Source organism: Streptomyces sp. NPDC003011 (genome assembly GCF_053591515.1).
The window spans coordinates 1-13631 of sequence record NZ_JBSFTY010000078.1 but is presented as its reverse complement, the minus strand read 5'-3'; the positions used below and the strand labels follow the sequence as shown (position 1 = coordinate 13631).

Below are 13631 nucleotides of genomic sequence, written 5' to 3'. Positions count from 1 at the left end.
ACGATGCGCTCAAGCGATGCGCTCAAGCGATGCGGGACGGAAGGACGTGCGTATGGGACGGGCCGCGGTGTTCGACGTCGACGGGACCCTCGTCGACACCAACCACCTTCATGTGGCGACCTGGTGGGAGGCCTTCCGGCAGGCCGGGCACGAGGTGCCCATGCACGCCGTCCACCGGGCGATCGGGCTCAGCTCCACCGACCTCGTCGCCCATCTGCTCGGCGACGACCGGGACAAGGACCGGGACGAGGAACTGAGCGCCGCCCACAAGGCCCTGTACGGGCAGTACTTCGACCGGCTGCCGGCGTTCCGGGACGCCGGGCGGCTGCTGCGGCGCCTGGACCGCGAGGGCTGGACGGTGGTGCTCGCCACCTCCGCGGGCGGCGCCGAACTGTCCGCGCTGCGCCGGGCCATCGACGCGGACGACGCGATCAAGGACACGGCGAGCGCCGACGACGTCGACGAGGGCAAGCCGGCCCCCGAGCCCGTCGAGCACGCCCTGGACCTGGCCGGTGTCCCCGCCGAACGGGCGGTCCTCATCGGCGACACCGTCTGGGACATGCGCGCGGGCAGCCGGGCCGGGGTGCGCTGCGTGGGCGTCCTGTGCGGCGGCATCCCCCGCGTTGACCTGGAGCAGGCCGGAGCGACCCGGATCTACGACGACCCCGCCGACCTCCTGGCCTCCTTGGCGGACAGCCCCCTGGCCTGAGGGCAGGCCGGCGCGTCCGGCGGCGGATCCCGCGGCGAGGCCGAGCGCGCCGACGGCCTTGGCGGCTGCGGCGGCTGCGTCATACGCGTCATACGCGGCGGAGAACGACGGACACGGGACACGCGAGGCGACAAGCCGGACCGACCGGCGGCCGGCCCGACAGAGCGGGAGCCTGACGGACCGCCCGACCGACCGCCCGACCGACCGGCCGGGCGCCGTCATCGTGACGTGAGGGACCGACTGGTTCGGATACCCACCCCGCATGACGCGTGTGACAGATGCGGTACGACCCCGTGGTGGCCGTCCGGCCGATGCGCTGCGCCGGGAGGCGCGTGCGGTCGCGCGGGCCGGCCGGGCCGCCTGGTGCGAACCCGGCCGGGAGCGCGACCTGGTCGTGCAGTCGCTGAAGGCCGCCGCGGCGGCACTGATCGCCTGGTTCGTGGCCAGCTACTGGCTGAGCGACCCGATGGCCCTGATGGCGCCCTGGGTGGCGATGGTGCTGGTGCAGGCCACCGTCTACAGCTCGCTGCGGCAGGCCGCCCAGCAGTGGACGGCCATGTGCACCGGAACCCTGCTGGCGTCGGCGGCCCAGGCGCTCACCGGTGACACGCTGGGCGCGCTGGCCCTGTCGGTCCCCGTGCTGATGCTGCTCGCCAACTGGCACCGCTTCGGCGACCAGGGCATCTACGCGGCGACGACCGCCGTCTTCACGATCGCCTCGGGCGCCGTCTCGGCGTCGGCGGTCGGACACCGCGTGGGGCAGGCTGCGCTGGGCGCGGTGATCGGGGTCGCCGTCAACGCCTTCGTCTTCCCCCCGATCCACCTGCGGGACGTACGGGAGAACCTCGCGGCACTCGCCCGGGAGGCGGGCGACGTGCTGGACACCGTCGCCGGTGACCTGCGCGAGGCCGAGTGGGACGCGCAGTCCGCCGCCCGCTGGTCGAGCGGCGCGGCCCGGCTGGAGCGGCGGCTGGAGGCGCTGCGGTCGGCCCGCGGCTGGAGCCGGGAGAGTCTGCGGCTGACCGCCGGTCCGCTGCGCGCCCTCAACCGGGCGCCGCAGTACGTGCCGCCCGAGGAGGAGGACGAACGCTGGAGCCGGGTCACCGGCCATGTCGGGGCGCTGACCCGGACCCTGACGGTCGCGGCCGACGCCGAACGCACGCCCGCCCCGCCCGAGGCCCATGCACTGCGCTCGTACGCCCTTCTCCTGGAGCTCATCGCGGATGCCTGCCATGCGGAGAGCCGCCGGCTGCGGGATCCCCGCGAGGACGCGCGTTTGGACGGCGGGGGCGAGGACGCGATGCGGGAGCTGCACGAGCAGTTGCAGGAGGAACTCCGGAAGCACGCCACGCACGGAGCCGCCCAGGCCGCCGTACTGGGAACGCTGTTGTTGCAGGCCGAGAACCTCTGGACCGAGACCGTGCCGAGCGCCCGGCAGCAGTGACCCGGATCACCCCAAAAGGCCACAGACCGAGGAACACCCACGGATGGTTGTCCGTTGAACAGACTGTGGGTGCGGACGGGACAGTGTCCCCGGGCCTCACCTTCTGCCCACAGGGACGATCGTCCGGCTGAAGCCCTGTGGAGCGTCTCGCCGAGAGGCGACCGCCGTCCGCGCCCACCACCGGACCGCCCCGACCGTGATTCCCCCGTCCGGTCGGGGCTTTCCCCTGCCCAGGGCCGCCGCGCGTGCGGCGCCGGCCGGCGTCGACGGCGGCGAGGTCGAGGTCGACGAGTGCCTCCCCGCACTCCTCGACCGGGACGGCGGCGACCCGCGCGTCGGACATCAGGACGATCTCAGTCATGACGAGATCATCCCCGGCCGAAGCCGGGCCCGGGCCCGCGTGCATCGCCGACGGCCGGGTACTCGGCTGCTCCGTCGGACCCGCGGCCGAGAGGAGCCGGAAGTGAGCAGCACAACGGGCAACAGGATCGTGGTCACGGGAGCCACCGGCAATGTCGGCACCAGCGTGATGCGCCTGCTCTCCGAGGACCCGAGGGTCGAGTCCGTCCGGGGCCTGGCCCGTCGGCTGCCCGACTGGGAGCTCCCGAAGACGCAGTGGTCGGCCGTCGACCTGGCGTCCGACCGGACCGACCTGGTCAAGGAGTTCGAGGGCGCCGACGCGGTGGTCCATCTGGCGTGGGCGTTCCAGCCGACGCACGACCCGGCGACGACCTGGCGGACGAACGTGCTCGGTTCGATGCGGGTGTTCGACGCGGTGGCCACGGCGGGCGTGCCGGCGCTGGTGCACGCGTCGTCCGTGGGCGCGTACTCGCCGGGGCCCAAGGACCGCGCGGTGGACGAGAACTGGCCGACGCACGGCTGGCCGGACGCCGCGTACTGCCGGGAGAAGGCCTACCTGGAACGTGCCCTGGACACGTTCGAACGCGACCATCCCGCCGTCCGGGTGGTGCGGATGCGGCCCGCCTTCCTCTTCAAGCGGGAGTCGGCGAGCGAGCAGCGGCGCATCTTCGGCGGCCGCTTCCTGCCGGGACCGCTGGCGCGGCCCGACCTGCTGCCGTTCCTGCCCGACATCCCGGGCCTGCGCGTCCAGGCGCTGCACACCGACGACGCCGCCAAGGCGTACCAGCTCGCCCTGCGCACCAACGTCGACGGCCCCTTCAACCTGGCGGGCGAGCCCACGGTCGACGTGGAGCTGCTGGGCGAGATGCTGGGCGCCCGTCCGGTCCGGCTGCCGCGCACGGCGGCCCGCTCGGCGATCGCCGCCGCGTGGGGCCTGCACCTGCTGCCGGCCTCCCCGCATCTCTTCGACGCGGTGCTGAGGCTTCCCCTGATGGACTGCTCCCGCGCCCGCACGGAGCTGGGCTGGATCCCTGAGCACACGGCGACGGAGGTGCTGGAGGAGTTCCTGCACGGCATGCAGCAGGGCGCGGGCGGGGAGACGGTACCGCTGCGGGGCCGCAAGGTCGGCTGACCGCGGCCCCGGCGGCGGTCCGCGCTCCAGCGTCGGCGGTCCGCGCTCAGGCGGAGGGTTCGTCCGGCACCGGGTGCTCGGACTGCTCGATGTCCGGGCGCGGGGCGCCCTGCGTGCCCGTGTCCGACTCGTCCGTGTCCGACTCGTCCGTGTCGGGCACGTCCGCGGCGGACTCGTCGGACTCCGGGGCCTGGTCGGCACGCGCGGCTTCCGTGGTGTCGACGGTGTCGCCCTGCGCACCGCCCGTGCCGACCTCCCAGGGGTCCTCGCCGTCATGGGCCTGCTGGTCGGGCATGTCGCGCGGGACGGGCGAACCGTTCTCACCGGGTCCTTCGTCGCGGTGGTCGTCCACGGCGTGCTCCCTTCATGGGGTTCGAGTCACTGCGTTCGAATCTGCGGGTTCGAATCACTGGGTTCGAATCACTGGGTTCGAGGCGCCACGCGAGTACCTCCGCCCTGATCAGCGAAACGTCAGTGCGGCGCCCGCTCGGCCAGCGCCGTGCGCCACGCGGGCGCCGGTCCCTCGGGCGCCGGTTCGGGGCGCCGTCCGCCCCGCGCGAAGAAGTCAGCGAGCGGCAGGATCGCGGCCCCGACGGTGACGGCGTCGGGCCCCAGCCGCCCGAGGTCGACGCTCACCTTCTCGGCCGGGTGGCGCAGGGCGTACGACATGGCGTGCCGCCGTACGGCGGGCAGGAACCGCGCGCCCAGCTGGAGCCCGGCCCAGCCGCCGATGAGGATGCGCTCGGGCTGGAACAGGTTGATCAGGTCGGACAGGCCGGCCCCGAGATACTCGGCGGTCTCCTCCAGCACGGCCAGCGCGACGGGGTCGGCCTCGTCGCCCTCGGGCGGGTAGGCGGCGGCCAGCATCGCGGTCAGCGCGGTCTCCTCGTCGGTGTCCTCCGGCGGCCGTCCGCCCTCCTCGCGCCAGCGTTGCAGCAGCGACTCGGCACCCGCGTACGCCTCCAGGCAGCCGAGGGCACCGCACCGGCACCGGCGTCCGCGCACCCGTACCGTCAGGTGCCCCCACTCGACCGCCCGCCCGTGCTCCACCTCGGGGGTCACCAGGCAGGCGCCGACTCCGGAGCCGAAGAGGACGACGACCGCGTTGCGGGCGCCGCGTCCGCCGCCGAACCACATCTCGGCCTGGCCGAGGGTCCGCGCGCCGTTGTCGATGAAGTACCGCGTGCTGTCGGGGAGTTGCGGGTCGGCGCGCAGCAGGGCTTCGAGCGGGACGGCGTCCCAGCCGATGGTCTGCCCGTGGACGACGGCTCCGCGCTCCGGGGTGCGTTCGACGATGCCGGGAACGCCGATGCCGACGCCGAGGAGGCGCTCCGGAGCGACACCGGCGTGGGCCAGCACCTCGGCGACGCCGTCGCGGATGTGTCCGACGATGCCCTCGACCTCGTACCCCTGCTGCGCCAACGGGCGTTCCGCGCGGGCGAGTTCGGTGAGGGTCAGGTCGAACAGCTCGATCCGCACGCGGGTCTCCCCCACGTCGACGCCGATCATGTGGCCACTGCCCGGCGCCACCCGCAGCAGGGTGCGCGGGCGCCCGCCGTCGGAGTCCACGCTCCCGGCCTCCTCGACCAGTCCGTCGGCGACCAGGTCGGTGACCACGTTGCTCACCGAGCCGGAGCTGAGTCCGGTCGCCGGGCCGAGCTCGAAGCGGCTGAGGGGGCCGTCGAAGTAGAGCTTCTGCAGCACGGCCGTGCGGTTGCCCCGCCTGAGGTCGCGTACCGTGCGCCCGTTCCGCCCCGCCATGTGGCTCCTTCCGAACCCTGCCCGACCTGGACCACGCCTGTGCGGGACCACCGTACCCGCCTTTCTTCGCTTCCTTAATTCATGTCCTGAACTAAGAAGGCCGGAGATCGGGCGCCAGCTCCTCGATCTCCTCCAGGGCCGCGACGAGTTCCGGGGCGACCGTCTCCTGGACCCGTCGTTCGCGGCCGGCGTCCACCGCCCGGGGAGTCGTCTCCGTGAGCATGATCAGGTAGAGGTAGGCGCGGTACAGGGCGAGGCGGAGGCGGGCCGGGACGTCGAACTCCGCCCGGCCGCCCGCCTCCCGGTAGCCCGCGAGGAACGCCTCGTCCTTCCTGATGTCCCCCAGCAGCGCCAGGGAGACGAAGTCGGCCAGCGGGTCGCCCCAGAACATCCGCTCGCCGTCGATGAGTCCGCCGATCCGGGGCTTCTCCCCCGCCGGGCGGTCGACCAGGATGTTCCCGGGCCACAGGTCGAAGTGGACCAGACGGGGGACGGTGACCTCGTCCAGGGCGGGGTGCGCGGACCGGAGCGTTTGGGCCACCGCGTCAACGGGGCGGGGCAGCCGGGTCCGGTAGTGGCGGGCGTCGGTGAGGATGGCCTCGGTGATGGCGCTGAAGGCGGTGCGCCAGTCGGTGGCGAGCGGGCCGAGGGCGCCGGACGGATAGCCGAAGCCGGGCCCGGTCACCTCGTGCAGACGGGCGACCTGGCGGCCCAACTCGGCCCGCAGAGCGGCGCGTTCGGTGTCGGTGAGCGAACCGTCCCAGGGCCGGCCCGGACACGCCGTCATCAGCAGGTGCGGTACGGCGTGGTCCGCGCCGACGGCGACGGCCCGCGGCGCCGGGACGCCCGCGCCGGCGGCCGCCCGGTAGAACTCCGCTTCGGAGGTCAGCAACCGGCTCTCGTACCGCAGGGCCGGGGCGGTGGGCGCGGGCGCGACCTTCAGCACGTACCGGCTGCCGTCGGTGAGGAGGAGTTCCTCGACGGTGTTGTACGTGCCACCGCTCAGCGGGCGCAGGCGGGCGAGCCGGTCGGGGTTGAGCCGGGCACCCTCCAGCACCCGCCGGGCCCGCGCCCAGGAGTCCGGCGCCGTCGCCGCGCCTCCGGGTTCCGCCGCGCTCAGGGATGCCTGCGATTCCACGGAGTCCGTCACCCGCGCCCCACCCGTCCCTCCGGTCAGCCGGCCGCGTACACGTCCTCGACGTAACGCCCGGTCTCCACCAGTGCGTCGAGCCACCGCTCGGCGGCCGACTCGTCGGCGTCCGGTGTGCGCTCCCGGTACAGGGTACGGAACGCGTCCCGCACGCCCGGCGCCATCCGGGAACCGTCGCCGCAGACGTACACCCGGGCCCCCGCGGCCAGCAGCTCCCACACCTCGTCGGCCTCGGCGGCGACGCGGTGCTGCACGAAGGCCACCTCTCCCTCGGGGGCGGCGCTGAAGGCGGGGCGGAGCCGGACGGCTCCGGCTGTCTCGGCGGCGCGCAGTTCGCCGGCGTGCAGGAAGTCGGCGTCGGGGGCGTCGCAGCCGACGTAACAGAGCGCGGGCGAAAGTCGCTCGCCCCGGGCCAGGGCCGCGACCCGGTCGGCGACGGCCCCGCGGAAGGGGGCCAGGCCGGTGCCGGCCGCGATCATGACGACCGGCCGGGAGTGGTCGACGCGGAAGGCGTCCCGGCAGGGCTGGACGCGGGCCGCCACGGTGTCCCCGGGCTGGACGTCGGCGAGGTGGCCGGAGCCGACGCCCCGGTGGGTGCCGTTGCCGGAGCGTGCGGGCGCCTCCAGCAGGGAGACCATCAGGTCGATGTGGTCCGGGTCGGCCGCCGGGGACGAGGACACCGAGTACAGACGCGGGCGCAGGGGCGGGAGCAGGCCGAGCAGCGCCGGCCAGTCGAGCGCGCCGCGCAGGGCCGGGAAGTCCTCGAAGATCTCCACGAGGGTGCGCGGGTCGTCTTCCCCGAGGACGGCCAGCCGGGCGCGTTCCGGCGGGCACGGGTTGGCGGCGGCCAGCGCGGACAGCTGGCCGGCGGTCGGACGCTGCTGCAACTCGACGTGGTACGCCAGGAGTTGGCCTACCGTCAGGGGGCGGTCGACGGCGAGTCCGGCGCGGCGCGGACGGGTGGGGCGGATGTCCAGGACGGTGTCCGGATCGACTCCGAGTGCGGCGGCGGCCCGCTCGACGAGCGCCTTGCCGTTGACCGGGAGCACGGCGACGTGGTCGCCGGTGCGGTAGGCGGTGCCGGCGGGCAGGGCGAGCCGTACGAACCGCTTGCGGCGGGGGTGGCCGGGGGCGGTGAGGTCGTAGGACTCGGTGACGGTCATGGGGACCAGGCCGTGCCGTTCGGCCAGGGCGTCCCGCGGACCGCCGGTCAGGGTCCGGACCTCGTACGCGGCTGCCGGCTCCGGCTCGGGGGCGGGGGCGGGGGCCGCGTCCGGGTCGCCGTACGCCCGAAGGAGCGCGGTGCGCAGTGCGGCGGTGAAGGCGTGGACGGTGCCGGTGAGGTCGCCGGAGGCGTCCCCGCTGGCGCGGTCCAGGAGGCGGGTGCCGCCGAGGCCGGCGAGGCGTTCGTCGATCCGGGCCGGGACGTGCTGGTAGGTGGCGGCCCAGTTGCGGTCGCCGACCCCGAGGACGGCGTACGTGACGCCGGTCGCCTCGGTGGCCTCGTCCAGCCGGGCGACGAACTCCCGGGCGTCATCGGTGGGCCGGCCGTTGTAGGAGGCGGCGGTGATCACGACGGGACGGTCCGTGGGCAGGCCCCCGGCGTAGGCGTCCAGGGGCCCCACCTCCGTCTCGCAGCCCACGGCCGCCGCCTCGTCGGCGAGCCGGCCGGCGATGTCACGGCAGGTGCCGTAGGTGCTGCCGTGCAGGAAGAGGGCACGGGTGCCGGGGCGTACGCGGGCGGGCAGCGCGGTGCCGGCGGTCCTCACGCCCGGGGACGCCTCCGGGGTGCCCGGGAGGGGGGCGTGGGCGCGGTCGGCGGTGGTGCGCGGGGACAGGGTGAGGGTGAACCCGTCCGGCTTGAGGGTGAGGGCTTCCTTGACGGTGAGCCGGTAGTCGGCGTGGTCGTGCAGACGGTAGCGGTGGACCAGCAGCGCCAGCAGCATCGTCGCCTCGTGCAGCGCGAACTGCCGCCCGATGCAGGCGCGTTCGCCGGTGCCAAAGGGCTTGAAGGCGTGCGGCGAGCGGGCGGCCTCTGCCTCGGGTGTGAAGCGGGAGGGGTCGAACAGTTCGGGGTTGTCGCCCCAGACCGGCTGCCGGTGCAGCATCGGGGAGACGACGGTGAGGACCTGTCCGGCGCGCACCGGGACACGGCCGCCGAGCAGGGTGTCCTCGCGGGCCTGCCGGCTGAAGGCGGCGGCCGTGGGCCACAGCCGCAGGGCCTCGTTGAGGACCTGCCGGGTGAAGGTGAGCCGTCCGACCTCGTCGAACGTCGGCTCCGGGTCGGCGGTGCCGCCCCACAGCGCGTCCGCCTCGCGCTGGACCAGGTGCAGCACGGCCGGGTGCTTGGTCAGGTAGTACATCGCGAAGGACAGCGCACCGGAGGTGGTCTCGTGCCCGGCGATCAGGAAGGTGATCACCTGGTTGCGGATGTTGGTGGTGTCGAGGGTGGTGCCGTCGGCGGGGTGCGGGGCGGTGAGCATGAGACCGAGGAGATCGTCGGCGCCGGCCTCGCCCGAGGCCACGCGGGCGCTGATCACGTCGTCGACGACCTGCGCCAGATGGGCGGCGTCCTTGCCGAAGGCCTCGTCGGCTGCCGTGTGGTCGCCGCCGGGAGCGCGGCCGAGGCGGGTCATGGCCCACTCCAGGCAGCGCACCATCGACTCGACGAAGGGATGCGGCTCGTCCCGGTCGAAGGAGCCGAAGTCGTAGCCGAAACCGGCGAGCCCGATGGTGTCGAGCGTCATGCGGGTCATGTCGTCGGGGATGTTCACCGGCTGTCCGGCACGGGCTGCCCGGTCCCAGGACCCGATCAGGCGCCGGGCGACGCGCAGCATCACCGGGTGGTAGGTGCGCATCGAGCCCAGCGCGAAGGCGGGCATCAGGATGTCGTGGGCCTTGGCCCAGTTGGGCTCGTCGTTGTACGCGGTGAACAGTCCGTCGGCAGCGAACTCCCGGACGTTCTCCAGCGCGGGGCCGACGGCCTTCGCGAACCGGCTCTCGTCGGCGAGTTCGGTGACCAGGCCGAGGTCGGCGACGAAGGTGACGTCCCGCCCGTGCAGCCGCCGCGTCAGCACGGGACCGTGCTCCCGCATCAGCGCCATCACCTGCTGGAGGGGCGTGCGGCCGGGGCCGGTGGCGGAGACGTCGACCAGGGGGACGCCGGGGAGGGACGCTGCGGTCTGCGCGGTGGGGGGCATGGCGCGGCAACTGCCTTTCGCGGTACGGAAGTCCTGGATCCAGGTTGATCCACCGGCCCCGCCGGTCCGCGCCACCCGGCTACATGATTGTGTAGTACACGCAGGCGCGTCGGTCTTGCGTCCGACGGCACACCGTGGCAGGAGGTGCGGGTGGAGGCGGATCGGCGCGAGGCGGATCGGCGGGAGGCGGATCAGCGGGAGGCGGTGGTGTGGCGCAATCGCGCCCTGACGCTCTTCGACCGGGTCGCGATGCCGGTCGCGGTGTGCGACGTGTACGGCGCCGTCCTGCTGGCCAACCCCGCGATGGCGGCCGAGTGCGGTACGACCCCGGGGCGGCTGCGCGGCCGGGAGGTGCTGGAGCTGTTCCGGCCGCAGCGGTCCACCCAGGTGGACCGGATCGCGCAGGCGCTGCGGCTGCGGCACCGGTCGCGGTACCAGGTGTCGGTGCGCTGGCGGGGGCCCGGCGGCGCCGAGCGGCACGGGGAGCTGACGGCGGACCCGGTGAGCGACACCGTGCAGGAGACGCCCGCGCTGCTGGTGATGCTCCGCGTCCTGGGCGAGCGCGCCCACCGCGCCGGGGAACCGGCGCGGGTGACGGCGACGGAGGCCCGCGTCCTGGCCCTCCTCGCTGGCGGGGCGACCACGGCCCGGGCCGCCCGCGAGACCGGCCTCACGGCGGACGGCGTCAGCTACCACCTGCGGCGCCTGTCGGCACGCTGGGGCGCGGCCACCCGTACGGAACTGGTCGCCCGCGCCTACGCGCTGGGCGTACTGGCCCCGGGGGTCTGGCCGCCGGCCCCCACCGCACCGACCCCGGAAGCCACGGCGCCACCGGAGTAGCACCCCTCACCCGGACGGGAGGAGGGACCGGGCCCGCCTCCGGAGGTGACCGCCGTACCCGCGCCGTGCGGCGCGCCGAAACGGGCGAGGGTGTGCCACACCATCTTCAGGTCCTGGAGTGCGTACCGCCCCGTGCGGGCGGCGTCTCCGATGATGCGCGGGTCGATGCGGCCGTCCTCGGCGATGCGGGCGCCCAGGTCGGCGTACTCCGCTCCGCGGTAGTCGGCGTGGCGGTGCAGGTCTGGCACGGTGAGCCGGTAGCCGGGGTGCCATTCGACCGGGCAGGGCAGCAGCCCGGCCGCCGTCTCGACGGGGGTGCCACGGTAGCTCGCGTCGAGGACGAGCGCCTCCACGTCCCGGGCGAGGAGGACACCGGCGTGCACCTGGGCCTCGATGTAGTCGTTGAGCGCGTCCTGTTCGTCCGCCTCGGCCAGTGCGATCAGGGACATTCGGGCCGCGACGCCGAAGGCACCCGGCTCGGCCGCGCTGTCCGGGTAGCAGAACGTGGCCAGGGCGAGCGCGGCACCGGTCAGCCGGAGATGCGAGGAACCGAAGCGCGGTGCCGCGCCGACCACCTGGCGCCGGAAGTCGAGCGCGCCGTACACGGGCCGGTCGGTGGCTGCCGCGTCGTCGTAGGCGCCGCCGAAGATCCGGCTCTCCCAGCGCCACCGGTCGCCGCCGGGGTGTGCGGTGAGACCGCCGTTGCCGGTACCGGTGACGAACTGCGAGTGGTAGACGCCGTCCTGGGCCAGCGCCCGGAGGAGGGGCCGTCCGCGCACCAGCCGGTCCGGGTGGAAGTTCAGCGTGATACGCAGGTCGCGAGCGACAGGCTCCCCCTGGGAGAGGGCCGCCACATGCAGCAGCGCGGCCCGTGCCTGCGCCGATCCGAGGTTCCCGAAATCCATTGGCCTCTCCCCGTGACGCCTGCTTACCCTAGCCATAAACCTAGGCACCCTAGGTTTTGCGCGATTCCCAGGAGGTTCCCCCATGAGATCACTCACCGAGCAGGACATCCGCACCTCGTTCGTCAACTGCTCGAAGGGGGAGGCCAAACGCCTGGCCGTGCCCCGGGATCTCGGTGAAGTGCCTTGGGAGCACCTGGACTTCCTCGGCTGGCGAGATCCGGGCGCACCCGATCGCAGCTGTCTGGTCACCGAACGGGACGGCCGGCTCGTCGGCGTGACCCTGCGGTTTCCCTCCGCGCAGCGCGGGTTCCTGCACCGCAGTATGTGTTCGCTCTGCCTGACCACCCACCGGGGCGGGGGTGTCTCGCTGATGACGGCCCGCAAGGCGGGTCCGGCGGGCCGCGAGGGCAACTCGGTCGGCTTGTACATGTGCACCGACCTCGCGTGTTCCCTCTACCTCCGCGGCAGGAAGGTCCCCGACTCCGGCGCCCGCTTCGAGGAGAGCCTCACCCTGGAGGAGCAGATCGCCCGCATGACGGCCAACCTGGCCGCCTTCCTCGACAGGCTGGAGGCCTGACCCGTGTCCGCGGCGTCGTGCCCTGCGGCGCGGGACCGGGGCCGTGTCGTCGTTCTGCGGCACACTGACGTACCGGAATAACAAACTACGCTTCCTTGCGGACAGTTACGGTCCTCAATAGGCACTTTCGGTACATCTGTGGAAGGGGACAGTCCAAGGATGCGAGAGGTACGTGAGTGGACGGCGTCCCTGGTGCGGTTCGTGCGGCGGCACCGGGACCCGGTGGTCGTACAGGCACTACGGTCGGCCGGCGCGGCGACGGTCGCGTATGTCGTCGCGCTGCGCCTCAGTCCGGAGGCCGCGCCGCTCACCGCCCCGCTGACGGCGCTGCTGGTCGTCCAGGTCACCCTCTATTCCACCCTCACCACCGGTATCCGCCGGGTGAACTCCGTGGTCGCCGGGGTGCTGGTCGCCATCGCCTTCAGCCTGCTGGTGGGGCTGACCTGGTGGAGCCTCGGGCTGCTGATCGTGGCCGCGCTGGCGGTCGGGCGCCTGGTGCGGGTCGACGAGTTCGTGCCCGAGGTGGCGATCAGCGCGATGCTGGTGCTCGGCGTCACGACCGTCGGGGACACGGCGTGGGCCCGGGTGCTGGAGACGCTGATCGGCGCGGTCGTCGGACTGGGCTGCAATCTGCTGGTCGCTCCCCCGGTGTGGGTGGGCGAGGCCGGTGAGTCGATCGAGGGACTGGCCCGCCGGGTCCGGCAGCTGATGCTGCGCATGGGCGAGGAGGCCGCGGGCCGCACGCCCGTCGAGCACGCGACCGAGCGCCTGCACGAGGCGCGGCGGCTCGACCACGACATCGTCGGGGTGGACGCGGCCCTGCGGCAGGCCGAGGACAGTCTGCGGCTCAACCCCCGGGTCCGCGAGGGCGCGCTGCACCGGGTGGTACTGCGCACCGGGCTGGACACGCTGGAGATCTGCACGGTGGTCCTGCGGGTGCTCGCGCGTACCTTCACCGACCTGGCCAAGGAACGCGATCCCGACCCGCTGTTCGCGCCGGGGACCGGTGCCGCCGTGGAGCAGCTGCTGTCGGAGATCGCCGACGCCGTGGTCAGCTTCTCGGTGCTGGTCACCACGCACGTCAGCCAGAACGCCGACGCGGCCGAGTCCCGGCTGACCGCCGAACTGCGGCAGGCCGCGGCCACCCGCGACAAGCTGGCCCAGCTGCTCCTGGAGGAGGTCCAGCGCGACGCGAGCCAGTGGCAGTTGCAGGGCGCGGTCCTGACCGAGGTGAACCGGATCCTCGACGAACTGGACACCGAGCACCGTTCGCGCCGACTGCTGGAGGAGCTGGACCGCACCTCGCGCGAGCAGCGCGAGCGCATGCCGCGCCTGACCCGGCTGCGGGAGAGCCTGCACGTGCCCGCGCCCCTGCGCCGCGACCGCCCGGCGTCCGGCCGCCGTTCCGGGTGACGCCGGCGCGGATCCGCCGGGCGCACCCGGGCCCCTCGGGTTGCGCCCTCATCACGTCCGGTTCCGCCGCGCTCCTCGTGGATACTCCGTATACGGCTCAGCTGACACATTTGCTGAAGTCAGCCGCGTACCAGGTGCTG

11 protein-coding genes are annotated in these 13631 nt (G+C 73.8%); 6 read left to right on the top strand and 5 right to left on the bottom strand.

Annotation, left to right across the window (positions count from 1 at the left end; translation table 11 throughout):
• Window positions 1-52 precede the first annotated feature (52 nt).
• The 3 genes from ACWD0J_RS31725 to ACWD0J_RS31715 all read left to right on the top strand — a co-directional run bounded on the left by ACWD0J_RS31725 (window position 53) and on the right by ACWD0J_RS31715 (window position 3645).
• Entirely contained in the window at window positions 53-709 is a 657-nt protein-coding gene (locus ACWD0J_RS31725; protein ID WP_451499297.1) for an HAD family hydrolase, read from the top strand.
• 262 nt (window positions 710-971) lie between these two features.
• Window positions 972-2153 (top strand): FUSC family protein, encoded by a 1182-nt coding sequence (locus tag ACWD0J_RS31720; protein WP_451499296.1) that lies wholly within the window; start codon window positions 972-974, stop codon window positions 2151-2153.
• A gap of 463 nt (window positions 2154-2616) precedes the next feature.
• The gene (locus ACWD0J_RS31715) at window positions 2617-3645 is read left to right on the top strand and encodes an SDR family oxidoreductase (RefSeq protein WP_451499295.1); all 1029 of its coding nucleotides are present in this window, start codon (window positions 2617-2619) and stop codon (window positions 3643-3645) included.
• A 46-nt stretch (window positions 3646-3691) separates the two neighbouring features.
• On the opposite strand, the gene ACWD0J_RS31710 is transcribed toward ACWD0J_RS31715, so the two are convergent.
• The 4 genes from ACWD0J_RS31710 to ACWD0J_RS31695 form a co-directional block, all read right to left on the bottom strand.
• Complete coding sequence (locus ACWD0J_RS31710; protein ID WP_451499294.1) at window positions 3692-3997, bottom strand: hypothetical protein; 306 nt, start codon at window positions 3995-3997, stop codon at window positions 3692-3694.
• Between the two features lie 119 nt (window positions 3998-4116).
• Window positions 4117-5406, bottom strand: a complete 1290-nt coding sequence (locus ACWD0J_RS31705) for an ROK family transcriptional regulator (protein ID WP_451499293.1) — start codon at window positions 5404-5406, stop codon at window positions 4117-4119.
• A gap of 91 nt (window positions 5407-5497) precedes the next feature.
• Window positions 5498-6544, bottom strand: a complete 1047-nt coding sequence (locus tag ACWD0J_RS31700) for a phosphotransferase family protein (RefSeq protein ID WP_451499292.1) — start codon at window positions 6542-6544, stop codon at window positions 5498-5500.
• Between the two features lie 35 nt (window positions 6545-6579).
• Window positions 6580-9756 (bottom strand): cytochrome P450, encoded by a 3177-nt coding sequence (locus ACWD0J_RS31695; protein WP_451499291.1) that lies wholly within the window; start codon window positions 9754-9756, stop codon window positions 6580-6582.
• 150 nt (window positions 9757-9906) lie between these two features.
• On the opposite strand from ACWD0J_RS31695, the gene ACWD0J_RS31690 reads away from it, so the two are divergent.
• On the top strand, window positions 9907-10596 hold the full coding sequence (locus ACWD0J_RS31690; RefSeq protein ID WP_451499290.1) for a PAS domain-containing protein: 690 nt from the start codon (window positions 9907-9909) through the stop codon (window positions 10594-10596).
• Here ACWD0J_RS31690 and ACWD0J_RS31685 read toward each other — a convergent pair.
• A complete protein-coding gene (locus ACWD0J_RS31685) occupies window positions 10512-11501 on the bottom strand; it encodes a DUF3626 domain-containing protein (RefSeq protein ID WP_451499289.1) in 990 nt (329 codons plus the stop codon). The two genes, ACWD0J_RS31690 and ACWD0J_RS31685, sit on opposite strands and share 85 nt — an antisense overlap.
• Before the next feature lie 82 nt (window positions 11502-11583).
• On the opposite strand from ACWD0J_RS31685, the gene ACWD0J_RS31680 reads away from it, so the two are divergent.
• Complete coding sequence (locus ACWD0J_RS31680) at window positions 11584-12078, top strand: FBP domain-containing protein (protein WP_451499288.1); 495 nt, start codon at window positions 11584-11586, stop codon at window positions 12076-12078.
• A 159-nt stretch (window positions 12079-12237) separates the two neighbouring features.
• Window positions 12238-13491, top strand: coding sequence for an FUSC family protein (locus tag ACWD0J_RS31675; protein WP_451499287.1), 1254 nt, complete (start codon window positions 12238-12240; stop codon window positions 13489-13491).
• Window positions 13492-13631 lie beyond the last annotated feature (140 nt).

Excerpts from the sequence above, each read along its gene's own strand:
- ACWD0J_RS31685 (WP_451499289.1), bottom strand. The coding sequence starts at position 11,501 with ATGGATTTCGGGAACCTCGGATCGGCGCAGGCACGGGCCGCGCTGCTG.
- ACWD0J_RS31695 (WP_451499291.1), bottom strand. The coding sequence starts at position 9,756 with ATGCCCCCCACCGCGCAGACCGCAGCGTCCCTCCCCGGCGTCCCCCTG.
- ACWD0J_RS31680 (WP_451499288.1), top strand. The coding sequence starts at position 11,584 with ATGAGATCACTCACCGAGCAGGACATCCGCACCTCGTTCGTCAACTGC.
- ACWD0J_RS31725 (WP_451499297.1), top strand. The coding sequence starts at position 53 with ATGGGACGGGCCGCGGTGTTCGACGTCGACGGGACCCTCGTCGACACC.
- ACWD0J_RS31705 (WP_451499293.1), bottom strand. The coding sequence starts at position 5,406 with ATGGCGGGGCGGAACGGGCGCACGGTACGCGACCTCAGGCGGGGCAAC.
- ACWD0J_RS31675 (WP_451499287.1), top strand. The coding sequence starts at position 12,238 with ATGCGAGAGGTACGTGAGTGGACGGCGTCCCTGGTGCGGTTCGTGCGG.
- ACWD0J_RS31720 (WP_451499296.1), top strand. The coding sequence starts at position 972 with ATGACGCGTGTGACAGATGCGGTACGACCCCGTGGTGGCCGTCCGGCC.